The sequence below is a fragment of the Xanthomonas sp. WHRI 6106 genome, from assembly GCF_040202405.1.
Classification (GTDB): Bacteria; Pseudomonadota; Gammaproteobacteria; order Xanthomonadales; family Xanthomonadaceae; genus Xanthomonas; species Xanthomonas cannabis.
In genome coordinates this window covers 90,740-113,936 of the sequence record NZ_JBEGFC010000009.1, presented here as the reverse complement: position 1 = coordinate 113,936, position 23,197 = coordinate 90,740, and the positions used below count along the sequence as shown (strand labels likewise).

The following is a 23,197-nucleotide window of genomic DNA, read 5'->3' as shown; positions in this document are numbered from 1 at the left end:
CCGTACCCTCACCCCAACCCCTCTCCCGCCGGGAGAGGGGCTGCGTGGCCTTGCTGCCTGGCTTTGCCGCCTGGCTTTGCCGCCTGGCTTTGCCGCCTGGCTTTGCTGCCTGGTCTTGCTGCCTGGTCTTGCTGCCTGCTTACTACCGGATCAGTGCGCGTGCGGTCCGTTCAATGCACGTCCTTCCAGTATTCCTTCTTCAGCAGGTAGGCGATGAAGGTCAGCAGGGCCAGGAACAGGATCACCCACACGCCCATGCTCTGCCGCTTCAACGCGGCAGGTTCGCCCGCGTATTCGAGGAAATTGGCGATATCGCGCACGGTTTGGTCGAATTCCACTGGCGTCTGACGGCCAGGCTGCCCGAGCTTGAGCGCTTCGACCGGTTTGTCGCCGGTGGCCTTGTCGGCCGGGCCGAACTGCGCCTGTTGCAGACCTTGCAGCTCCCACAACGGATTGGGCATCGAGGCGTTGGGGAACAACTGGTTGTTCCAGCCCAGCGGGCGGGTCTGATCCAGATAGAACGACTTGAGATAGGTGTAGACCCAGTCGGTACCGCGCACGCGTGCAATCAAGGTCAGGTCCGGCGGCGCCTTGCCGAACCACTTGGTGGCCGCATCGTGCGGCATGGTGCCTTCGATGTGCTCGCCGATCTTGGCACCGGTGAAGTTGAGGTTGGTCATGACCTCCGCTTCGCTCAAGCCCAGATCGCTGGCCATGCGCGAATAACGTAGGTACTTCAACGAGTGGCAGCCGGAGCAGTAATTCATGAATAGCTGCGCACCGCGTTGCAGCGATGCGCGATCGCTCAAATCATTACCAGCTTGCTGCACCGCCCCACCTTCGGCCGCCACCGCACCGCCAGCAACCACCAGGCCGCAAAGCAAGGCGAACACGCGCGACCTCCATGACCTCACGTTGGAATTAGTCATGGGTGGTCACCCGCTCCGGTACCGGCTTGGTCTTGTCCAGCCGCGTCCACACCGGCATGGTGATGAAGAAGGCGAAATACAGGAAGGTCAGCACCCGCCCGACATAGGTCTCGTGCGCGTCGGTGCCGGGGCCGGAGCCGATCACGCCCAGCCACACGAAGCACACCACCAGCACGCCCAACGCCAGCTTGGAAATCCAGCCGCGATAGCGCACCGAGCGCACCTTCGCGCGGTCCAGCCACGGCACCAGGAACAGGATGGCGATCGCCGAGAACATCACCAGCACACCGCCCAGTTTGTTGGGCACCACGCGCAACATCGCGTAGTACGGCGTGTAGTACCACACCGGTTTGATGTGCTCCGGCGTCACCAGCCGGTTGGCCTCGGTGAAGTTGTCGTGCTCCAGAAACAGGCCGCCGAAGGCCGGCGCGAAGAAGATGATGAAGGCGGCGATGAGCAGCAGGAACCCGACCCCAACCAGATCCTTGACCGTGTAGTACGGATGGAACGGGATGCCATCGGCGGGCTTGTGCGCATCCCAGCGATTGCCCTTCGGTCCTTTCTTGATGTCCACGCCGTCGGGGTTGTTGGAACCCACTTCATGCAGCGCGCCGATATGCAGCACGATCAGCAGCAACAGCACCAGCGGCAGCGCGATCACGTGCAGCGCGAAGAAGCGGTTGAGCGTGGCATCGCCGGGCAGGTAGTCGCCCATGATCCATTCGGTCAGCCCATTGCCGATGACTGGAATGGCACCGAACAGCGAGATGATGACCTTGGCGCCCCAGAACGACATCTGCCCCCATGGCAACACGTAGCCCATGAAGGCTTCGGCCATCAGCACCAGGTAGATCAGCATGCCGAGAATCCACACCAGCTCGCGCGGCTTCTGGTAGCTGCCGTACATCAGCCCGCGGAACATGTGCAGATACACCACGATGAAGAACAGCGAGGCGCCGGTGCTGTGCATGTAACGGATCAGCCAGCCCCACTCCACGTCGCGCATGATGTATTCGATCGAGGCGAATGCATCGGCGGCGCTGGTCTTGTAGTGCATCGTCAGGAAGATGCCGGTGACGATCTGGTTGACCAGCACCACGATGGCCAGCGAGCCGAAGTAGTACCAGAGGTTGAAGTTCTTCGGCGCGTAGTACTCGCTGATGTGCTTGCGGTACATGGGCATGAGCCCGGGCGCGCGTTCGTTGACCCAATCGAACACGCCGTTGGCAGTACGGACCAGGATATTGCTCATCAGGCAGCCCCCGTGCTTTTCGCCGACGAACCGGCACCGTCCGGATCGACGCCGATCACCAGGGTGTTGTCGTCCACGTAATGGTGTGGGGGCACCAGCAGATTGATCGGGGCGGGCACGCCGTCGAAGACGCGGCCGGACATGTCGAAGCGCGACTTGTGGCAGGGGCAGAAGTAACCGCCCTTCCACTGCGGGTCGTAGGGCTCGGGGCGGATCTCGGCAACCATTTCCGGCGAACAACCCAGGTGCGTGCACAGCCCCACCAGCACCGAGATGTCGGATTTGATCGAGCGGTATTCCGGGTTTTTCAGCACGTACTCCGGCTGCTGGTCCTTGTTCTCGGACTTGGGGTCCTTGAGCCGGCCGTCCAGCGACGGCAATGCGTCGAGCATCGCCTTGGAGCGTTTGACGATCCAGATGGGCTGACCGCGCCATTCCAGGACCAGCCGTTGCCCTTCCTGCAAGGCGCTGATGTCGGCGGTCACCGGTGCGCCGGCCAACTTGGCGCGTGCACTGGGGTTCCACGACTTCACGAACGGAACTGCGACAAATCCTGCTCCGACCGCACCGACCACGGCTGTTGTCGCGGTCAAAAACCGACGACGCCCGGTATCGGCAGGTGCGTTAACCCCATCGTTGGCCATCCGGCTCTCCGATCTTGATTAGGTAGCGTGAGGCTGCCAACGGCTGGCGGGGGGTCCAGCCGTGATGAATCGACCGCAGTGTAGCGGAACGCTTAATGCACAGACAATGCAATGTACGCAGTCGGAGCTGCGCGATGCAATGGCCGCTGCAGACGAACGCGGTGCGCCCTGTGCCCTCCTTGCAGGACCACGGTGCATCGCAGCGCTGTCACACGTGCAAGTGGCCCACCGCGAAGCCAGCGCGCCGCACTGTCACTGCATCACGACACGGGTGCGGCGCCGACCACACTGCGAACTGCGTCGCAGCATCGGTAGGCACGCGACAGCGTGCCATGCTGCATCGCAGGGTGAGCGTGCGAGGTGCGCGCTCAGTTGGCGCTTGCGTTCTGCCCGCGATAACGGCCGGCCAGCAGGCCGACGCGTTGGACGTAACGCTGGGTCTCGCTATAGGGCGGCACACCGCCGTAGCGATCCACCGCGCCTTCGCCAGCGTTGTAGCCGGCCGCCGCCAGGGTCAGATCGCCGTTGAAGCGCTTGAGCAACCACGACAGGTATTGCACACCGCCGCGAATATTTTGCGATGCATCATAGGCATCGCTGACACCGAAGCGACGTGCGGTGCCGGGCATCAGCTGCATCAGCCCCTGCGCTCCGGCGCGACTGAGTGCCAGCGGGTTGTAGGCCGACTCGGCATGGATGATGGCGCGCACGATCGCTTCTTCGACCCCGAATTCGCGCGCTGCCGAGGCGATCTCCTGCTGGTAGGCGGCCGTGTTGAGCCGGATCGCGCCGAAGTTGACGCCCGGCTTGGCGCCACAGGCGTAGCAGGTCTCGATGAAGCTGTAGTGGATGGTGCGCAGCCCTTCGATGCTGGCCACCTGGCGTGGGCGTGCGCTGGTGTAGTGGCGCACGCCGTCTTTCATATAGGAATAGACCTGCCCGCTGACCACCCGGCGCGGATTGACCGCTGCAGCCGGCGCGGGGACCGGCATGAGCGATGTCGCGCGCTCTGCCGGCGGACGCGGCACCGCAACCGCCGCGGTCTCGGCAGTGCGCCGTGGCGGCGGGGGGCTGATGATCGTGGCAGGCGCGCCGCTGTCGATGCTGTTGATGCTGGCAATTGGCCGCGCGGACCCGGCGGACACTCCCGGTGCCGCCAGCGATGACACTGGCGGCACGCGCCGCGCCGAACGATCCGGCGTGTAGCTGCTGATGACGCTGCACGTCGCCCCGCTCTGGCGCTTGCTCAGGTAGCTGGTGATGCCGTCGCCGCTGACGCACTTGTACAGCGTGCCGGCGCTGACCGGCGCGGCCGACAACGTGACAAGCAACAGCCCCAACGTTCTTGACATCCCCTTCATGCGGCGGAGTGTCCCAGCTTGCCCCGGGCTTGCCAAGGGCGTCAGCGTTCAGGCCGATAACTGGTCCAGTCGCGTCTGCAATGCCTCAAGGGCAATGCGCAACGATGCGCCCACCTCGGCCGGCGCGATCGCCTCGAACGGCAAGTCGAGCAGCAGCAGGTTGGCTGCCAACGCAGGCAGGCTCGGCGCTCCCAGGCCGAGCCAGCAATGGCCCGCCCCGTCGGCTTCCAGCGCGCCCAGCCATGGCGGGACCTGCGCGGCCAGCGTTTCCAACGATCCGGCCAGGCGGACTCGGACGCGGCACGGGAACGGCGCCTCGCCGATGGCCTTGCGCAGCAGCTGCAGCGGCTCCTCCGGCAGCGCACGCGCGGCGAACCGGGCGCCGGTGGCGATGGCCTGGTCGATCCGGTCGGCGCGCAGGGTGCGCCAGTCCTGGCGCTCGCAGTCCCAGGCCAGCAGGTACCAGCGCCGGCCGTAGTTGACCAGCAGCGCCGGCTCGACGCAGCGCACGATGGCCGCACCGGAGTGGCGCCGATAGTGCAGCCGCAGCGTGGCGCGGTCGCGGCACGCGCCGGCCAGGAGCGCCAGCATCGCCGCGTCCACCAGGGTGCCGGCCTCGGCCAGCGGCATGCTGGCCATGGCCGCATGCGCGGCACTGGCACGCTGGCCGCTGCGCCGCGGCAGCAACGGGTCCAGTTTGGCCAGTACTCGCGCGGCGGCGGTGTCCATCCCGGCGATGGCCGGCGCTGCCGCGCGCAGTGCGATCGCCACGGTCAACGCTTCTTCTTCCTCGAACAGGAGCGGCAAGGCGGCCGCTCCCTGCCCCAACGAATAGCCGCCGCCGCTGCCGGAAGTGGCATGCACCGGGTAACCCAGTTCGCGCAACCGCTCGATGTCGCGGCGCAGGCTGCGCGGGTGGACTTCCAGCCGTTCGGCCAGGGCCGTGCCGGGCCAGTGCCGGCCACCTTGCAGCAGGGAGAGCAGTCGCAACAGACGGGCAGCGGTCGAGGCCATGACGTAACCGTATTGCGGACGGAAACTGTCCGCAATAGCCCCCTAAGATCGGCATACCAGCCATCACCGCCCAGCCACATTCCAGGAGCCCGCAATGTCCGACGCCCGCCATATCACCCTGTTCCACAATCCCCGTTCGCGCTCACGCGGTGTGCTCGTGCTGCTGGAAGAGCTGGGCGCCAGCTACGATGTTCGCTTGGTCGATCTGGAACTCGCGCAGCAGCGCTCGCCGGAGTTCCTGGCGATCAACCCGATGGGCAAGATCCCGACCATTGTCCATGGGGGCAGCGTGGTCACCGAACAGGGCGCCATCTACCAGTACCTGGCAGAGATGTATCCGGAGGCCGGGCTGTCGCCGGCGCCAGGTGACGCCGACCGTGGTGCCTACCTGCGCTGGCTGGCGTTCTACGGCTCGGCCTTCGAGCCGGCGATCATGGATCTTGCGCTCAAGCGCGAGGCGCCACCGCGCTCGCTCTCGCCCTATGCCGACGCCGATACCGTGCTGGCGGTGGTCCATGCGCAGCTGGCGCAAGGCGATTACCTGCTGGGTGCGCGCTGCAGCGCGGCCGATGTGCTGTGGGGTGGCGCACTGGGCTGGATGGTGGAATTCGGCCTGATCGATCCGCCGGCACCGACCCGTGCCTACATCGCCCGGATGGCCGCACGGCCGGCGGTGGTGCGTGCTGCAGCGGTCGACGGCCGGCCCGGTGCGGACGCTGCCTGCCCAAGCGGGTAAACTGCGCGGCTCACTTCAACCCGCCTGGATTAAGCGCCATGCCCGGGACATCCGTTTCCGATCTGCCTGCGGCCACCGCCGCGGAGGCCCCTGCCCTGCTGCCGTTGCCGGTTGCCCGCCCGGCGGCGCCTGCCGTGGTGCGCGGCAAGCTGTACATCAAGACCCACGGTTGCCAGATGAACGAGTACGACTCGGCCAAGATGGCCGACGTGCTCGCCGCCGCCGAAGGCCTGGAGTTGACCGACAACCCCGAAGAAGCCGACGTGGTGCTGGTCAACACCTGTTCCATCCGCGAGAAGGCGCAGGAGAAGGTGTTCAGCCAGTTGGGGCGCTGGCGGCTGCTCAAGGAAAGCCGCGCCAAGGCCGGCGGTACGCCGGTGATCATCGGCGTGGGTGGGTGCGTGGCGTCGCAGGAAGGCGATGGCATCGTCAAGCGTGCGCCATACGTGGACCTGGTGTTCGGGCCGCAGACGCTGCACCGGCTGCCGGAGCTGATCCGTGCACGGCGCGCGTCCGGCAAGTCGCAGGTGGATATCAGCTTCCCGGAGATCGAAAAGTTCGACCGCCTGCCCGAACCACGCGCCGAGGGCCCGTCGGCGTTCGTGTCGATCATGGAGGGCTGCTCCAAGTATTGCTCGTTCTGCGTGGTGCCTTACACACGTGGCGAAGAAGTCAGCCGGCCGTTCGAGGACGTGCTGGTGGAAGTGGCGCAGCTGGCGGCGCAAGGCGTGCGCGAGATCAACCTGCTTGGCCAGAACGTCAATGCCTACCGCGGCGCCTACGGTGCCGACGCCGGCGACGCGGCGCAGTACGCCGACCTGGGCCTGTTGATTCGCACCATTGCGCAGATCGAGGGCATTGGCCGGATCCGCTTCACCACCTCGCACCCGCTGGAATTTTCCGATTCGCTGGTGGATGCCTATCGCGATGTGCCGCAGCTGGCCAACTACCTGCATCTGCCGGTGCAGGCAGGCAGCGACCGCATCCTGTCGGCGATGAAGCGCGGTTACACCGCGCTGGAATTCAAATCCAAGATCCGCAAGCTGCGCGCGGTGCGTCCGGATATCTCGATCAGCTCGGACTTCATCGTCGGCTTCCCCGGCGAGACCGAAGCGGATTTCGAAAAGACCATGAAGTTGATCGAAGACGTGGGCTTCGATCAAAGCTTTTCGTTCGTGTATTCGCGTCGGCCGGGCACGCCGGCCTCGGACCTGCAGGACGATACGCCCGAAGCGGTCAAGCAGGCGCGCCTGGCCCGCTTGCAGGCGCACATCAACACGCATGCGGCGAGCATTTCGCAGTCCATGGTCGGCAGCGTGCAGCGCGTGCTGGTGGAAGGCCCGTCGCGTCGCGACCCGAACGAACTAACCGGCAAGAGCGAAAACATGCGCCCGGTGAATTTCCCCGGCCATCCGCGGCTGATCGGGCAGTTTGTCGATGTCCTGATCACCGAGGCGATGAGCAATTCGTTGCGCGGTCGCCTTCATCTGAAAGACGACGAGGCTTGATCCGATTCCGGCAGCGCAGTCCGCGTTGCCGGTCGCAGCATCGCCTGCAGCAGTGCGTCCGACGAGCGAGCTGACGCGCATTTCGGCGCGCGCAGAAACCTGCATCCGCCATCGATCGCGAGCCTGGCGATCGGCAGCGGCGCACTACGTTTGCATGCGCGTGCACAGTCCGGCGTCTGCCGGACTGCGCGTGCCCTGGCACAGCGTTCTCAGCGTTCTCAGCGGGATCACGCATTGCGTGCACGCCATCTGCGTGCCCGGCGCCGTGCGCGCGTGGCTGGCTGCTCCGCGTGCCGTGGCTGCAGCCTTCGGCCGCTGGTCAAAATTTCACCACACATCCGAGGCGCCTTGCTGCACAAGGTGCCGCCGCACTTACCCACAGGCTTTGCCGAATTCGATCCACATCGTTTGTGGACAACCGTCCGCGCACTGGCGATTTTTTCGCCACTCACCTACCAGGCCTTGTGCCAGTAGGGCTGCCGCACTCTATCCACAGGTTAGTGATGCGTGACTCCACAGCGGTTGTGGAGAACATCCCCGCCCGCAGGCCGCCACGCTGCGCCGTCCGGTTTGTTGGTGGGATCACATGCCGCGCGCTACCCTCGTCTGCCGCCCTACCGACGCCGCCTGCGCGCGCTGTCCGATCCGACCATGAACTCACCTGCCTACCGCGATTTCACCCTGGAACCCGACGATACCGAGCGCCTGGCCAATCTTGCCGGCCCCTTCGACGCGCACCTGCGCCAGATCGAACTCAAGCTGGGCGTGGAGATCGCCAACCGCGGCAATATCTTCCGCATCACCGGCCCGGAGCCGGCAATCGCCGCCGCGCAGTCGCTGCTGACCGCGCTGTATGACGAAGCGGCCTCAGTCACCTTCGACAACCACGCCATCCACCTGCGCTTGAACGATGCCAATGTCGATCAGGTGGCCGAACGCGCGTACCAGCCGCAGGATGTGGCCATCAAGGTCAAGCGCGGCACCGTGCGTGGCCGCGGCGCCAACCAGGCCAAATACCTGCACGCGATCGCCACCCACGACATCAACTTCGGTATCGGCCCGGCCGGTACCGGCAAGACCTTTCTTGCCGTGGCCAGCGCGGTGGAAGCCTTGAACGAGTCGCGCGTGCAGCGCCTGATTCTGGTGCGCCCGGCGGTGGAAGCCGGCGAGAAGCTGGGCTTCCTGCCCGGCGACCTCAGCCAGAAGGTGGACCCGTACCTGCGGCCGCTGTACGACGCGCTCTACGAAATGCTTGGCGTGGAAAAAGTGGTCAAGCTGCTGGAGAAGAACGTCATCGAGATCGCGCCGCTGGCCTACATGCGCGGCCGCACGCTCAACGATGCCTACGTGATCCTGGACGAGGCACAGAACACCACCATCGAGCAGATGAAGATGTTCCTGACCCGCCTGGGTTTTGGTTCTACTGCCGTGGTCACCGGCGACCTGACCCAGATCGACCTGCCCAAGCACGTCAAGTCGGGCCTGCGTGACGCCATCGAGGTGCTGCGCGACGTGGAAGGCGCCAGCTTCACCTTCTTCGAAGCGCGCGACGTGGTGCGTCACCCGTTGGTGCAACGCATCGTCACTGCCTACGACAAGCGCGATCAGCAGGAAAGCGCTGCCAAGGGCAATCCCGAGTGAGCAGGACAATTGCCGGCCTGATGCTGGCAATTGCAATTGCAATGGCGACGCCGGCATCAGTCAACGCCAGCCAGACGCCGCTACCGCCAGAGATCGTCGACCGCGATGTCATTCCGGCCGTCCAGGTGACGCCTCCTTGTATTTCCCTGGCTACCGAAGCTGTCAGCATCAGTGTTCCCACCGCAACGCTGCAGGCGATGGTGCCCGGGTATCCCTCGGCACGCTGGTTGCTCGATCTGCCGGGAACCGTCACCGATGCACGCGGTTGCGAAAGTTCACCGGTCGCGCATGCGCACCGCGCCAGCCAGTTGCTGATCGGCAAGTTGCTGGAAGACGGCATTGCGGCGGTCTGGTTGCACGATCAGCCCGGGTTCGTTTCAAGCGTGCGGGTGCGCGATTACAATCACGGTTGCGGGCACGGCCCGCTTGGCAGCTCGAGCTACCGCGTGCCCAATGGGCCCACGGTGCTCCTGCTGATCACCTGCACTCGTTGATCTCTTTGCCCAGGAAGCGCTCGCCATGACCCGTGGACCCGTCCGCCTCGACGTCGCCGTCAGTTATGCGTTGCCACGCGCCGGCCTGCCCTCGGCGGTGAGTTTTCGCAAGTGGGTGGCTGCTGCGCTGAAGGGCCGCATCCGCGAGGCCGATCTGGCGGTGCGCGTGGTCGACGAGAAGGAAGGCTGCTCGCTCAATCATCACTACCGCGGCAAGGACTACGCCACCAATGTACTGAGCTTTCCGGCCGAGCTGCCCGAGGGCCTGCCCAAGGGCATCAAGATGCCCCTGTTGGGCGATCTGGTGATCTGCGCGCCGGTGGTGGCGCGCGAGGCCGCCGAACAGGGCAAGTCGCTGGCTGCACACTATGCGCACCTGACCGTGCACGGCACCCTGCACCTGCTGGGCTGGGATCACGAAGACGAAAAGGAGGCCGATGCGATGGAACAGCTGGAGCGCGAAATCCTGGCCGATCTGGGCATCGACGACCCCTACGCGGGGGAGCGTTGATGCGCGCGGCCATCGCCATCGCGGGGCTGTTGCTGAGTCCGGCGACGGGCTGGGCGCAGGCCACCCCGGTGCGTCCCGACCTGCCGGCATTGATCGAGTGCCGCCAGCGCATCGGCGATTTCAACGCGTTGGCGCCGGTGCTGGCCGACCCGCTCAAGGCGGTGGCGCTGGGCTGGACGCCGCTGGATCAGTCCAACCTGTTCATGACCGAATACACCCTCAACACGCTGATCCGCGTGTTCGGCCACAGCACGAACCACATCGCCTTTTCCGGCGCCAGCATCATGGCGATCCTGGACCTGCCCGATCCGCGCCCGCTGGCCAGGCAGCTGCAGCTGGAACTGGGCGTGGATAACGCCGAGAAGGTCATGTACGGCCGCGAGCTGGTCAGCGAGGACACCACCAACCCCAAGACCGGCGAGGCGATGATCGAATCGGTGGTGCTGAGCGTGACCAACGTCAAATCGCACCCCGGCAAGACCGTGGTCGGCTGCGGATACAGCCTGGACCTGCCCTGAAACCTGGTCCCTGCCCGCGCATCCACAGCGTGTTAGCGGCTTCCTGCTAGACTGATGGCTAATGCCTGGTTTGCCGGGTGCCCTTCCCCGTCACGATGTCCGAAGACGACAGTAGCCACACCTCAGAACCCTCCGAAAAACGCCGCAGCTGGCTCGAACGCCTGAGCGCGGCCTTCTCCGGTGAGCCCCACACCCGCGACGAACTGGTCGCGCTGCTGCGCACCGCCGAGCAGGACGGTCTCATCGCCGCAGACACCTTGCGCATGATGGAAGGCGCGATCTCCGTGTCCGAGCTCACCGTGGGCGATGTGATGATCTCGCGCTCGCAGATGGTTTCGCTGCCGGTAGAAGCGCGCTTCATCGACCTGATGAAGCAGGTGGTCGAATCCGGCCATTCGCGCTTCCCGGTCCACGGCGAGAACAAAGACGAAGTACTCGGCATCCTGCTGGCAAAGGACCTGTTGCGCGGCGTGGTCGCCGACAACGGGCCCGGCAACGTGCGCGAACTGCTGCGCCCGGCGGTGCTGATCCCCGAGTCCAAGAAGCTCAACGTGTTGCTCAAGGAATTTCGCCTCTCGCGCAACCACATGGCGATCGTGGTGGACGAGTACGGCGGCGTTGCCGGCCTGGTCACCATCGAAGACGTGCTGGAACAGATCGTCGGCCAGATCGACGACGAGCACGACGACGCCGAGGAAGAGAATTCGCTGATCGCGATCCAGGCCGATGGCCGCTACGTGGTCGATGCGTTGACGCCGATCGAGGACTTCAACGAACGCTTCGGCGCCGAGTTCCCCGACGACGAATACGACACCGTCGGCGGGCTGGTCACCGATGCGATCGGCCATCTGCCCGAGACCGGCGAAGAGCTGACGCTAGGGCGGTTTGCGTTCCGTGTGGCCAAGGCCGACGCGCGCCGCGTGCATGCCTTCCACGTCACCATTCTCCCGCCCGACCCGCAGGACGACGCTTGAACCCGACCACCTGCAGCACCGCCACCGCGCCGCCGCGCCGTGGCGCCCGGCAATGGCTGGCTGCCTGCGGGCTGCTGCTGTTGATGTCGCTGCTGGCGCCGTTTGCATTCGCCCAGAACGCACAGCCGCCGGCGCCGCGGGTGGGCGTGGTCACCATGCAGCCCGGCGAAGTGTTCTTCGAACGGTTCGGGCACGACGCCATCGTGGTGGTGGACCCGCTCACCCAGCAGGCGACCTCCTACAACTTCGGCTTCTTCGACCCCAGCGAGCCGGACTTCGTACCGCGCTTTGCGCGTGGCGAAATGATGTACTACCTGGTGGCGCTGCCGCTGGAAGAAGACCTGTCGCAGTACCGCAGCGTCGGCCGTGGCGTCAGCATCCAGTGGCTGGATTTGCCGCCCGAGCAGGCACGCGCGCTTGCCGATGGCCTGGCTGTCCGCAGCCGGCCGGAAAACGCGCGGTATCACTACGACTACTTCGAAGCCAATTGCGCCACCATGGTGCGCGATGCGCTGGATCGCGCCATGGGCGGCACGCTCAAGTCGCAACTGGCCGGCCGCTCGCGCGGCAATACCTACCGCAGCGAAGCGGTACGCCTGGCCTCCCCGGCGCCGTGGATGTGGCTGGGCTTCGACCTGGGCCTGGGTCCGTACGCCGATCGTCCGCTGTCGCGCTGGGAAGAAGCGTTCGTGCCGATGCGTCTGGCCGACAGCCTGACCCAGGTGCACAACAGCGCCGGCCGGCCGCTGGTGCAATCCACCCAGGTGCTGCTGCCGCACCGCGTGGCGCCCGAGCCTGCCGAACAGCAGCGGCATTGGTGGCCGTGGCTGCTGGCCGGCGTGCTGGTGGCCGCCGGCGTGCTGGCGCTGCGCCGCCGGCAACGTCTGCTGGCCGGGCTGGCACTGCCGTTCTGGTTGCTGTGCGCCATCGGCGGCGGCCTGCTGGTGTATCTGTGGGGCTTCACCGCGCATCAGTCCGCGTGGGCCAACCGCAACCTGCTGCTGGTCAATCCGCTGTGCGTGTTGCTGTGGTTCGGCGGCATCCGGCTGCAGCTGGGCCATCGGCCGGGCCGCTGGTTCAACGTGCTTGCATGGCTGGTGGCCGCCGGCGCGCTGCTGGCATTGGTGATCCACTGGCTCTCCTTCCAGGCCCAGGACAACCTGCAGTGGGTGATGCTCCTGTTGCCCATCCACGCTGCGCTCGCGGTCGCCCTGCGCCGGCGTGATGTGCCTGTCCACACGCGCTGATCCAGGATGCGCCCTTGAACACCCGCGGCCGTCATCCAGACAATCCGTCCTGCGTCATCACCTGCGCCTATTACGATGGTGACGGCACACGCCACGACATCAGCCTGGAGCAGATCAGCGATGTGCTGCAGCGCCCCGACGGCTGTGTGTGGGTCGGGCTGTACGAGCCGCAGGAATCGGTGCTGCACAAGTTGCAGGACGAGTTTGGCCTGCACGATCTGGCGATCGAGGACGCGCTCAAGGCGCATCAGCGCCCCAAGGCGGAAAGCTACGGCAACTCGTTGTTCGTGGTGGTCAACACCGCGCAGCTGGTCAACGAACGCATCCGTTATGGCGAGACGCATGCGTTTCTGGGCGCGCGCTTTCTGTTGACGGTGCGCCACGGCGCGTCGCTGTCGTATGCACCGGTGCGGCACCGGGTTGAACGCGAACCGGCAATGCTGCGCATGGGCGCTTCGTTCTGCCTGTACGGTGTACTGGATTTCGTGGTCGACAACTACCTGCCGATCATGGACGAGTTCCGCGACACGCTGGAAGGCCTGGAAAAGGACATCTTCGCCGACAACTACAAGCGCGAAACCGTGGTGCGCCTGTATGAGCTCAAGCGCGAGCTCAACAAGATGCGCCTGGTGGTGGCGCCGCTGCAGGATGTGCTCTCGCACCTCAAGCGCAACCCCGGCGGGCTGATCCACGACGAGGTCGGCATCTATCTCCGCGACGTGCTCGATCATGCGGTGCGCATCAACGATGCCATCGACACCCTGCGCGAAATGCTGGGCACCGCGCTAAGCGTCAATCTGTCGATGGTGACGCTGGCGCAAGGCGAGACCGTCAAACGCCTGGGTGCCTGGGCTGCCCTGCTGGCCGCCCCCACCCTGATCACCAGCTGGTACGGCATGAACTTCACCCACATGCCCGAGCTCGACAAACCCTACGCCTACCCGCTGCTGGTGGGCGGCGTGGTTGCTTCGTGCCTGGTGTTGTATCGCCTGTTCAAGCGCGCTCGGTGGCTTTAGAGCCGCGTAGCGGCTTGGGATTGGGGAGTCGGGATTGGGGATTCGCTAGAGCGGGTTTGCTGCTTGCTGATCCAGCTTGAGCGATGGTTGTGTTTCAATAGCTGTTGCGCTGATCGTTTCACCCAGACTGCTCAAGCTCTGCCGGTGCCCCTCATCCGCCCTTCGGGCACCTTCTCCCGGCGGGAGAAGGAAGCACCCTGGCCTTTGCGAATCTCGAATCCCGATTCCCGAATCCCGGCTTTCAAGCTACATAAATCGTCTTGATGTTCATGAACTCATGGATGCCGTGATCGGCGAGTTCGCGGCCGAAGCCTGAGCGCTTGATGCCGCCGAACGGCAGGCGCACGTCGCTCTTGACCACCGAGTTGACGAATGCCGCGCCGCACTGCAGCTGCTGGGCGACGCGTTCGCCGCGCTTGGCGTCTGCCGTCCACACGCTGCCGCCCAGCCCGAAGGTGGTGTCGTTGGCCACGCGCACCGCTTCTGCCTCGTCGGCCACGCGAATGATCGACGCCACCGGGCCGAAGAATTCTTCGTCATAGGCGGGCATGCCGGGCGCGACATTGTCGAGGATGGTTGCCGGGTAGCCCGCGTGCGAGTCGGCCACCGGTTCGCCGCCCAGCAAGACGGTGGCGCCCTTGGCGACGCTGGCCTGCACCTGCTTGTGCAGTTCGTCGCGCAGATCGGCACGTGCCATCGGCGCCAATGTGGTGCTTTCCTGTTGCGGGTCGCCAACCACGCGCTTGGACGCCGCAGCGACGAAGCGCTCGATGAATCGATCGGCAATCGCGTCCACCACGATGAAGCGCTTGGCGGCGATGCAGGTTTGCCCGCTGTTGTCGAAGCGCGACTGCACTGCCGATTGCACGGTGTGCTCCAACTCGGCGTCTTCCAGCACCACGAAGGCATCGCTGCCGCCCAGCTCCATCACGCATTTCTTCAGCTGGTCGCCCGCATTCGCGGCCAGGGAACGCCCGGCGCGTTCGCTACCGGTGAGCGTCACTGCGGCGATGCGGTCGTCGCGCAGCACGTCGGCGGCCTGGTCGTTGTCGATATGCAGCACATCGAACACGCCCGGCGGGATGCCCGCGGCGTCCAGCACCTCCTTCATGGCGTCGGCGCAGCGCGGCACATTGCTCGCGTGCTTGAGCAGTGCCACGTTGCCGGCCATCAGGCCCGGCGCCAGAAACCGAAACGCCTGCCACAGCGGGAAATTCCACGGCATCACCGCAAAGACGCAGCCCAACGGTTCGTAGCGCACATAGCTCGATTGCGCTTCGGTAGGAATGTTGCGTGGCGCCAGATACTCGGCTGCGTGTTCGGCGTAATAGGCGCAGCCCTGCGCGCACTTGTCGATCTCGGCCAGCGCCTCGACGCGCAGCTTGCCCATTTCGGCGGTCATGATGCGTTGCAGGTCCTCGCGTCGCCTAGTCAGCTCTTCGCCGACGCGGCGCAGCAAGGCACCCCGCTCGGCCAGCGGCAGCGCGGCCCACGCCGGAAACGCCTTGGCGGAAGCGGCCAGGCGCGCCTCAATGCCGGCGGCGTCCAGGGTCTGCTGGGTATGCTCGACCTGGCCGGTGGCCGGGTTCACGGTGTCGTAGGACATGACGGTCTCCAGTAGCAAGACGTCCAATGCTAGTGGCCGATGGGTTCGGACCGCGTCACAACGGCCTGAAAATAGCGCAACGCTGTGTTCGCCCGCCTGCGACCACGGGCCGCACTGCGATGGCGCATACCTGTACGGGGCCGTCAGCTCTCGTGTTGCAACGCCAATTGCTGATCGCGCAGGCGGCGCTTTTCGCTGCGTGCCAGCAGCCACCAACCGATCGCTGCGGCGACCGATACCGCCAGCACCATCAGTGTGGCCAGCGCGTTGATCTTCGGGCTGATGCCCAACCGCACTGACGCAAACACCTTGATCGGCAGCGTAGTGGAACTGGGCCCGGCCAGAAAACTGGCGATCACCACATCATCCAGCGACAGCGTAAAGGCCAGCAGCCAGCCCGATGCCAAGGCCGGGGCGATGAGCGGCAGGGTGATCAGGAAGAACACCTTCAGCGGCGTTGCGCCGAGATCCATCGCCGCTTCTTCCAGTGACCGATCCAGCTCCAGCAGGCGCGACGAAATCACCACCGTCACGAACGACACGGTGAAGGTGACATGCGCCACCCAGATGGCCACTGCGCCACGCGGTGCGATGCCGAGCACGCCGCCCATCGAGACCAACAGCAGCAGGATCGACAAACCGATGATCACCTCGGGCATCACCAGTGGCGCAGTGATCAATGCGCCGAACACGGTCTTGCCGGGAAAGCGGCGCATGCGCACCATCGCCATCGCCGCCATCGTGCCAAGCACCATGGCGGCACCGGCGGTCCAGAACGCCACATCCAGGCTCACCCAGGCCGCTTCCAGCAGCTGCCGGTCGCGCAGCAATTCGCCATACCAGCGTGTCGAAAATCCGCCCCACACCGTGGCAAGGCGCGAGGCGTTGAACGAGTACACCATCAGCAACAGGATCGGCAGATACAAGAAGCCAAACCCCAGCGCGAGGACGGCGCCACCGAGCAGGAGCCCGCTGCGGGAGGCGCGCATCACGCCAGCCGTCCTTCCAGCTCGCGCTGCTGGTAGCGGTGGAAGATCACGATCGGCACCAGCAGCAACACCAGCATGACGGTGGCCACGGCGGCGGCCACCGGCCAGTCACGGTTGTTGAAGAACTCGCCCCACAGCACGCGGCCGATCATCAAGGTATTTGGCCCGCCGAGCATTTCCGGGATCACGAACTCGCCCACCGCTGGAATCATCACCAGCATGCAACCGGCCACGATGCCGTTGCGCGAGAGCGGCAAGGTGATGCGCACAAACGCGTGCCACGGGCGCGCGCCAAGATCGTAGGCCGCTTCCAGCAGGCGGTTGTCGTGCTTGACCAGGTTGGCATACAGCGGCAACACCATGAACGGCAGATAGCAGTACACGATGCCGATGTAGGCGGCGAGCGGCGTGTACAGCAGTTGCAGTGGCTGCTTGATCACGCCCAGCGCCAGCAGTGCCCGATTGAGCAGGCCGTTGCCATCGAGGATGCCGATCCAGGCATAGACACGGATCAGGAACGAGGTCCACGATGGCAGCACCACCAGCATCATTGCCACGTTGCGCGTAGCCAACGGCAGGCGCGCGATCACATACGCCATCGGGTAACCGATCAACAGCGCCAGCGCGGTGGAAATGGCCGCGATCCTGATCGAGCTCAGGTATGCCGCTACATACTGGCTGTCGCGCACCAATGCAAGATAGTTGCCCAGATGCAGCTTGACGCTCACCGCCCCATCGGCCGCGTAGGCGAACAGCGGCGTATACGGCGGCATGGCGGTGGCGCGCTCGGCGAAGGAAATCTTCAGCACGATCAGGAACGGGATCGCGAAGAACACCAGCAGCCACAGATACGGCGCGGCGATCACGCCCCAGCGCGCGCCTGGCAAGCCGCGACGGAACAGGCGCGACCTCATGCGGTGAGCACCACGCCGTCGTCCTCGCCCCAGCCCACCCACACGGTGTCCCCCCAGGTCAGCGCTTCGCTGGCCCAGCGCTGGCGATTGGCGAAGTTGGCCATCAGCTTGACCCCGCTGGGCAGGCGCACGTGGTAAACCGAATGGCTGCCGAAATAGGCGATGTCCTCAATCACCCCCTGCGCCTTGTTGCAGGCCTGCGCCGGCTCGTCCTTGCCGATGGCCAGCTTTTCCGGGCGCAGCGCAAAGGCCACCGCTTGGCCTTCGAAACCGGTGATGCCGTGGCCGATGCGGATGCAGGCGGGAAAGGCCGGCGTCTGCAAGCTGACGTACTGCGGCTGGTCTTCGACGATGACTGCGTCGAGCAGATTGACCGAACCGATGAACTCGGCGGCAAAGCGATTGGCTGGTTGTTCGTAGATTTCATCGGGCGTGCCGACCTGCTGGATCCAGCCCTGGTCCATCAACGCGATGCGCGTGGCCATGGTCATCGCTTCCTCCTGGTCGTGCGTCACCATGACGCAGGTGACGCCGGAGGTTTCGATGATGTTGACCAGTTCCAGCTGCATCTGCGAGCGCAGCTTTTTATCCAGCGCGCCCATCGGTTCGTCCAGCAACAGCAGCTTGGGCCGTTTGGCCAGCGAGCGTGCCAGTGCCACCCGCTGCTGCTGACCACCGGAGAGCTGATGCGGCTTGCGCCTGGCCAGCGCGCCCAGTTGCACCAGCTCCAGCATCTCGCCGACGCGGGCGGCGATGGCCGCCTTCGACAGCCCTTCCTGCTTCAGCCCGAAAGCGATGTTCTGCTCCACGCTCATGTGCGGAAACAACGCATACGACTGGAACATCATGTTGATGGGCCGCTCGTACGGTGGCAGCGCATCGATGGGCTGGCCATCGAGCGTGATGTGCCCCTTGGTCGGCCGCTCGAATCCGGCCAGGCAACGCAGCAAGGTGGACTTGCCGCTGCCCGACCCGCCCAGCAGCGCGAAGATTTCGCCCTTGCGGATCTGCAGGCTGACATCGTCCACCGCCACGAATCCATCGAACTCCTTGCGGACCTGGCTGATGGACAGGTAGCCGGCATCTGCGCTGCTGGTAATGGGCGGCAAGGCCTCGGTCAGTGACATGGTTCCTCTCGCTGGGGATACGCGCAGGCGCCGTGTGCGAAGCCTGCGCGCCATGATGGCAAAAGCATGTGTCCACCGCCGTGCGCGCGGTCCGGGACGCGGCGTGCAGCATCAACGGTGGGGCAGCCCATAACCACGAAGGCGGCCGACACGGACTCATGCATTCACCGCCGCGCGTGGGACGAGCGTGGCCAGGCGCAATGGCGGCACTGCCTGCGACCTGCGGCAGGCAATGCTGCCCTGGCTGCGGCGGCCGCAGGGCGACCGCCCTGCCGGTCAGCGCGTTTCCGGCGGTGCCTCGCTCCAGCCCAGGCCCAGGCTCTTCTGCAGCGCGACGTAGTTGACCAGCAACTGCACCTGCGCCTGCGCGGCGGCGTCCTGCGCCGACAGCTGCTGGCGCTGCACGTCCAGCAGATCGATCGACGAGGTGGCCCCGGCATCGCGACGTTGCTGCATCAGCCCGGCCGAGCGCGTGGCCGAGGCCTCTGCCTGGCGCGCGACCACCAGCTGCTTGCGTGCCGAACCGAAGCGCGCCAACGCCGAATTTGCATCCTGCAACGCAGCCAGCACCGCACCTTCATACGCCGCCTCGCGCCCGGCATTGCCCGCGCGGGCCTGCTCCACCTGTGCGCGGGTCTTGCCGAAATCGAAGATGGACCAGCGCAGCATCGGCACCGCCAGGGTGGTCAACGCGTCGGAATTGAAATCGCTCGGCGAGCCGGCCACCCAGCTCAGGCCACCCAGCAAGGTCACCTGCGGGAAGTAGCCGTTCAAGGCTTCGCCGATCTGCGCGCTGGACGCGGCCAGCTCGCGCTCGGCCTTGCGTACGTCCGGGCGGCGGCGGATCAACGCCCCCGCATCGTCCACGCGCACTTCGCTGGGCAGCATCGGCAGCGGCTGCGGCGCGCGCAACTGCGCATCCAGTGCGCCGGGTTCGCGCCCGACCATCAGCGCCAACTGGTCCAGCGCTTCCTGCAATTGCATCTCCAGCGGCAGGCGCTGCGCCTCCTGTTGCTGCACCTGGGTGGCGATCTGCTCGACCTGCAGGTCGGAGGCGGCGCCCTGGTCACGGCGCTGCTGCACCAACTGCAGCGACTGCCGGATCTTGTCCAGATTGGCATCGGCAATGGCCAGCCGCGCCTGTAACCCGCGGTAGTTGAGATAGACCTGCCCCACTTCGGCGGCCAATTGCACCTGCGCATCGGCCAGCTCGGCTTCGGAGGCCTGCGCCTGGGCCAGTGCGCCTTCGGCGGCGCGGCGGCGGCGGCCGAAGAGATCCAGCTCCCAGCTGGCATCGAAACCGGCACTGTAGATCTGGGTCTTTTCCAGATCCAGCGCCTGATCGCCCTGTCCCGGCTGCCCGGGCTGGCCTTGCTGCAGCCCGCCCAGCGTGTCGACGATGGTCTGCGGCGGCTCGGCATACGCGTACACGGCGCTGGCGTTGAGCTTGGGCAGACGCTCGGCGCGGCGCTGGCGCGCTAGCGCGCGGTTGGCGCGCAACCTGGCCTGCGCCGCGCGCAGGTTGGGGCTGTCGGCCAGCGCCTGGGTCACCAACTGGGTCAGCTTCGGGTCGTTCAATTGCTCCCACCAGTGGTTCAGCGGCGCGGCGGCAACCACCTGCGCGCCACTGGCGCGATGCAGCGCGGGCGCCTGCATGGCCGCATCGGCCACGGCCGGTGCCTTGGTGTAGTTGGGGCCGAGCATGCAGCCGCCGAGCAGCACGGCACTCAGCGCCGCAGCCAGTGGGAGGCGCATCGCGCGCAGGGAATCAGTGCATTGCAAGGTGCGTCCCCTTGGGTAACGGCTTGAGCAAAAAGGCCAGCGGAATCGTGCAGACCACGATCACACCGAAGATCCAGAACAGGTCGCTGTAGGTCATCACCAACGCCTGCTGTTGCACCACGCGTGCGAATTGGGCGACGGAACGAATCGCCGCTTCGCCACCGGCGCTGCCCTGCATCTGCGCGGTCACGCCGGCCAGAAATTCCTGCGCGCGCGGTGCGTTGGCGGTGATCGCGCTGCCGATGGTTTCGGTATGGAAGGTCATGCGGCGCTCCTGGAAGGTGGAGATCAGCGCCAGGCCGACCGAACCGCCCAGGTTGCGGCCGGCATTGAACAGGCCCGACGCATCGCCGGCCAGCTCCGGCGGCACCGAGGAGATGGCCGCCTGGTTGAGCGACATCATCGCCAGCGCCAGTCCGCAGCCCTGCAGCAACTGCCCGGCCACGAAATGCATGCCCACCGTGTCGGCGGTCAGCCCCAGATTGACGAAGCAGGCGGCAGCGAAACAGATCAGCCCCGCAATCACCAGGATGCGTACGTCCACCACCTCCAGCAGCTTGGGCATCATCGGCATCAGCAGCACGGTGGGCAGGCCGGACAGCAGCAGCACGTAGCCGGCCTGCTCGGTGTTGTAGCCGGAGATCACCGCCAGAAACTGCGGAATCATGTACATCACACCGAACAGGATCATGCCCACTGCCATGATCATGATGAACACCGCACCGAAACTGCGATGCAGCAGCAGCGACAGCCGGATCACCGGCGCGCGCCTGCGGAACTGGCCGATCACCAGCGCGATGAACCCGCTCAACGAGATCAGGCTCAGCATGTTGATCTCGCTGGATTCGAACCAGCGCTCGCGCTGGCCTTCTTCCAGCACCACGGTGAGCCCGCCCAGGCCGGCAGTGAGGCCGTAGATGCCCAGCCAATCGGCGTTGAGCAGGCCGGCCCAGTCGGCCTTTTCGTGCTTCAGGCCAAGCAGCAACAGCGCCACCAGGCCCGCGCAGATCGGCACGTTGATGAAGAACGCGTAGTGCCAGCTGACGTTTTCGGTGAGCCAGCCTCCCAGCAGCGGGCCGATCACCGGGCCCATGATCACGGTCATGCCGAACAGTGCGGTGCCCATGGTCTGCTGGCTGGGCGGCAGGCGTGTGGCGACGATGGTCAGCGCGGTGGGAATCAGCGCGCCGCCGGCCAGCCCCTGCCCCACGCGGCCGATGATCATCATCGTCAGCGAGGTCGACAACCCGCAGACCACCGAGAACGCCGTGAACATCAACGCGCAGATCAGCAGGAAATTGCGCAGGCCCAGCGTGCGCACGAACCAGCCGGTCAGCGGGATCATGATGATCTCGGCGACCAGATACGCGGTGGAGATCCAGGTGCCCTCGGTGCCGCTGGCGCCGACCTCGCCCTGGATGGTGGGTAGCGCGGCATTGACGATGGAGATGTCCAGCGTGGCCATGAACGAGCCGATGGTGCCGGCCAGCACCGCCAACCAGGCGCCGGGCTCGGCCTTCTCGCGGCTGGCACTGCCGCCGGCACCCTGGCCGGTGGCGGCCGCTGTACTCACTGCGCGCGCTCCTGCTCCTGCACGCGGTCGGATTCTTTTTCAGCGCGTTCCTTGGCGTCCTTGGCCGAGCGCGTATCGACGGTGACCTCCACCGACATGCCCGGCACCAGCACCTTGCGTGCCTCCTCGCCGGCCAGCACGCGGATGCGCACCGGCACGCGCTGCACCACCTTGGTGAAGTTGCCGGTGGCGTTTTCCGGCGGCAGCAAGGCGAACTGCGAGCCGGTGCCCGGGGACAGGCTTTCGACCTTGCCATGCAGCTTCACCCCGGACAGGGCATCGACCTCGATCTCGGCCGGCTGACCCGGGCGCATCAGGCCGACCTGGGTTTCCTTGAAGTTGGCGACCAGGTACAGCGATTCCTGCGGCACGATGGTCATGGTGCGGGTACCGGCGGCCAGGAACTGGCCCTCCTGCACGGTCTTGTCGCCGACGCGGCCATGGATGCGGCTGGTCAGGCGGGTGTCTTCCACGGCCACGCGGGCCTGGTCGGCATCCGCGGTCGCCTGCTTCAGGCCGGCCAGGGCCTGCTCCAGCTGCGCGCGGCTGGCCTGGATCTGGCTCTGCGCACCGGTGGCCTGCGCCTGGGCCGCATCGTACTGGGCACGTGCGCGCGCCAGTTCGTGCTGCAGGCTTTCCTGGTGCTCATGGGTATCGGCGCCGGAGGCGGCCAGCGGTGCGAAGCGCTTCACCTCGGCCTGGGCGAACTTGAGACTGGCCGCGGCCGAGGTCACCTGGGTCCGCGCCTGCAGCAGCGCCGCTTCCTGGCCGGCGACATTGGCGGTGGCGGCCACGATGTCGGCCTGGCGTGCGGCAATCGCCGCTTCGGCCTGCTGCAGGGTGGCCTGGTAGGTGCGGTCGTCGATCTGCAGCAACGGCTGGCCGGCGTCCACGATCTGGTTGTCGCCCACCAGCACCTTCGTCACATAGCCGCTGACACGCGGCGCCACGGCCACCGAATCGGCCTGCAGGTAGGCGTTGTTGGTGTCCTGCATGTAGCGGCCCTTGATCAGGTAGTAGGCCAGCCACACCACCAGCAGGACCAGCACCAGCACGCCCACCAGGATCAGCGTCCACTTGACCTTGGGGTTCTTCAGCGGCGACGGCTTGGCCGGCTCCTGGTCCTGCTGCGTCTCGGCGCCTTGCGCATCGCCCGCCTGGGCGCGGCCGTCAGTGGGCTGTTGGTCTTGGTTGCTCAAAGGAGGCGTCCTGTGTGTCGTGGGCGAGGCGCGCGACGGCATGCCGCGGCAGCGGCGCCGGCGAACGCGGCGAAACCATACAATTATTTGAACCCGCCGGTACAGATTGCGTGACGAGCTGGTCAGGCTGCGCTTGGTCTGGACCGCCTGCGCGGCAATGGA

General features: G+C 65.9%; 21 protein-coding genes. 9 read left to right on the top strand and 12 right to left on the bottom strand.

Translation table 11 applies throughout. The annotated features are described in order from the left end of the window. Window positions 1-170 precede the first annotated feature (170 nt). The 5 genes from ABQZ09_RS13980 to ABQZ09_RS13960 all read right to left on the bottom strand — a co-directional run bounded on the left by ABQZ09_RS13980 (window position 171) and on the right by ABQZ09_RS13960 (window position 5,200). Window positions 171-929 carry a cytochrome c1 gene (locus ABQZ09_RS13980; protein ID WP_039407818.1) on the bottom strand — a complete coding sequence of 253 codons (759 nt, stop codon included), beginning with the start codon at window positions 927-929 and terminating at the stop codon, window positions 171-173. Beyond that, the gene (locus ABQZ09_RS13975) at window positions 922-2,181 is read right to left on the bottom strand and encodes a cytochrome b (protein ID WP_039407820.1); all 1,260 of its coding nucleotides are present in this window, start codon (window positions 2,179-2,181) and stop codon (window positions 922-924) included. The genes ABQZ09_RS13980 and ABQZ09_RS13975 overlap by 8 nt, the downstream gene beginning before the upstream one ends. Continuing rightward, window positions 2,181-2,825, bottom strand: a complete 645-nt coding sequence (petA, locus tag ABQZ09_RS13970) for a ubiquinol-cytochrome c reductase iron-sulfur subunit (RefSeq protein ID WP_039407822.1) — start codon at window positions 2,823-2,825, stop codon at window positions 2,181-2,183. The genes ABQZ09_RS13975 and petA overlap by 1 nt, the downstream gene beginning before the upstream one ends. A gap of 368 nt (window positions 2,826-3,193) precedes the next feature. Beyond that, window positions 3,194-4,186, bottom strand: a complete 993-nt coding sequence (locus tag ABQZ09_RS13965) for a lytic transglycosylase domain-containing protein (RefSeq protein WP_228314612.1) — start codon at window positions 4,184-4,186, stop codon at window positions 3,194-3,196. A gap of 48 nt (window positions 4,187-4,234) precedes the next feature. After that, window positions 4,235-5,200, bottom strand: coding sequence for a helix-turn-helix transcriptional regulator (locus ABQZ09_RS13960; protein WP_228314611.1), 966 nt, complete (start codon window positions 5,198-5,200; stop codon window positions 4,235-4,237). Window positions 5,201-5,294: 94 nt separating this feature from the next. Here ABQZ09_RS13960 and ABQZ09_RS13955 point away from each other — a divergent pair, with 94 nt between their 5' ends. From ABQZ09_RS13955 to ABQZ09_RS13915, 9 genes are all read left to right on the top strand, one after another. Beyond that, window positions 5,295-5,936, top strand: coding sequence for a glutathione S-transferase family protein (locus tag ABQZ09_RS13955; RefSeq protein ID WP_228314610.1), 642 nt, complete (start codon window positions 5,295-5,297; stop codon window positions 5,934-5,936). A gap of 38 nt (window positions 5,937-5,974) precedes the next feature. Further along, the gene (miaB, locus tag ABQZ09_RS13950) at window positions 5,975-7,444 is read left to right on the top strand and encodes a tRNA (N6-isopentenyl adenosine(37)-C2)-methylthiotransferase MiaB (protein WP_228314609.1); all 1,470 of its coding nucleotides are present in this window, start codon (window positions 5,975-5,977) and stop codon (window positions 7,442-7,444) included. A gap of 651 nt (window positions 7,445-8,095) precedes the next feature. After that, the gene (locus ABQZ09_RS13945; protein ID WP_047697847.1) at window positions 8,096-9,085 is read left to right on the top strand and encodes a PhoH family protein; all 990 of its coding nucleotides are present in this window, start codon (window positions 8,096-8,098) and stop codon (window positions 9,083-9,085) included. Next, window positions 9,082-9,579 carry a hypothetical protein gene (locus ABQZ09_RS13940; RefSeq protein WP_349777165.1) on the top strand — a complete coding sequence of 166 codons (498 nt, stop codon included), beginning with the start codon at window positions 9,082-9,084 and terminating at the stop codon, window positions 9,577-9,579. The genes ABQZ09_RS13945 and ABQZ09_RS13940 overlap by 4 nt, the downstream gene beginning before the upstream one ends. A gap of 25 nt (window positions 9,580-9,604) precedes the next feature. Beyond that, on the top strand, window positions 9,605-10,090 hold the full coding sequence (gene ybeY / locus ABQZ09_RS13935; RefSeq protein WP_047697745.1) for an rRNA maturation RNase YbeY: 486 nt from the start codon (window positions 9,605-9,607) through the stop codon (window positions 10,088-10,090). Further along, a complete protein-coding gene (locus tag ABQZ09_RS13930; RefSeq protein ID WP_349777164.1) occupies window positions 10,090-10,608 on the top strand; it encodes a hypothetical protein in 519 nt (172 codons plus the stop codon). Before ybeY ends, ABQZ09_RS13930 begins: the two co-directional genes overlap by 1 nt. A 95-nt stretch (window positions 10,609-10,703) precedes the next feature. After that, entirely contained in the window at window positions 10,704-11,582 is an 879-nt protein-coding gene (locus ABQZ09_RS13925) for a CorC family transporter (RefSeq protein WP_005989773.1), read from the top strand. Beyond that, window positions 11,579-12,829, top strand: a complete 1,251-nt coding sequence (locus ABQZ09_RS13920) for a lipoprotein N-acyltransferase Lnb domain-containing protein (RefSeq protein ID WP_349777163.1) — start codon at window positions 11,579-11,581, stop codon at window positions 12,827-12,829. The genes ABQZ09_RS13925 and ABQZ09_RS13920 overlap by 4 nt, the downstream gene beginning before the upstream one ends. A 14-nt stretch (window positions 12,830-12,843) precedes the next feature. After that, a complete protein-coding gene (locus ABQZ09_RS13915; protein ID WP_349777162.1) occupies window positions 12,844-13,845 on the top strand; it encodes a magnesium and cobalt transport protein CorA in 1,002 nt (333 codons plus the stop codon). 241 nt (window positions 13,846-14,086) lie between these two features. Here the strand turns inward: ABQZ09_RS13915 and ABQZ09_RS13910 are convergent, their stop codons facing one another. The 7 genes from ABQZ09_RS13910 to ABQZ09_RS13880 form a co-directional block, all read right to left on the bottom strand. Further along, entirely contained in the window at window positions 14,087-15,451 is a 1,365-nt protein-coding gene (locus ABQZ09_RS13910) for an NAD-dependent succinate-semialdehyde dehydrogenase (protein ID WP_349777161.1), read from the bottom strand. 143 nt (window positions 15,452-15,594) lie between these two features. Continuing rightward, window positions 15,595-16,443, bottom strand: coding sequence for an ABC transporter permease subunit (locus tag ABQZ09_RS13905; RefSeq protein ID WP_349777160.1), 849 nt, complete (start codon window positions 16,441-16,443; stop codon window positions 15,595-15,597). Beyond that, entirely contained in the window at window positions 16,440-17,354 is a 915-nt protein-coding gene (locus ABQZ09_RS13900) for an ABC transporter permease subunit (RefSeq protein ID WP_349777159.1), read from the bottom strand. The genes ABQZ09_RS13905 and ABQZ09_RS13900 overlap by 4 nt, the downstream gene beginning before the upstream one ends. Continuing rightward, a complete protein-coding gene (locus tag ABQZ09_RS13895) occupies window positions 17,351-18,481 on the bottom strand; it encodes an ABC transporter ATP-binding protein (RefSeq protein ID WP_349777158.1) in 1,131 nt (376 codons plus the stop codon). Before ABQZ09_RS13895 ends, ABQZ09_RS13900 begins: the two co-directional genes overlap by 4 nt. A 276-nt stretch (window positions 18,482-18,757) precedes the next feature. Then, entirely contained in the window at window positions 18,758-20,245 is a 1,488-nt protein-coding gene (locus ABQZ09_RS13890; RefSeq protein ID WP_349777217.1) for an efflux transporter outer membrane subunit, read from the bottom strand. A gap of 4 nt (window positions 20,246-20,249) precedes the next feature. Further along, the gene (locus ABQZ09_RS13885; RefSeq protein ID WP_349777157.1) at window positions 20,250-21,836 is read right to left on the bottom strand and encodes an MDR family MFS transporter; all 1,587 of its coding nucleotides are present in this window, start codon (window positions 21,834-21,836) and stop codon (window positions 20,250-20,252) included. Next, a complete protein-coding gene (locus ABQZ09_RS13880) occupies window positions 21,833-23,035 on the bottom strand; it encodes an HlyD family secretion protein (RefSeq protein ID WP_349777156.1) in 1,203 nt (400 codons plus the stop codon). The genes ABQZ09_RS13885 and ABQZ09_RS13880 overlap by 4 nt, the downstream gene beginning before the upstream one ends. Window positions 23,036-23,197: the final 162 nt, after the last annotated feature.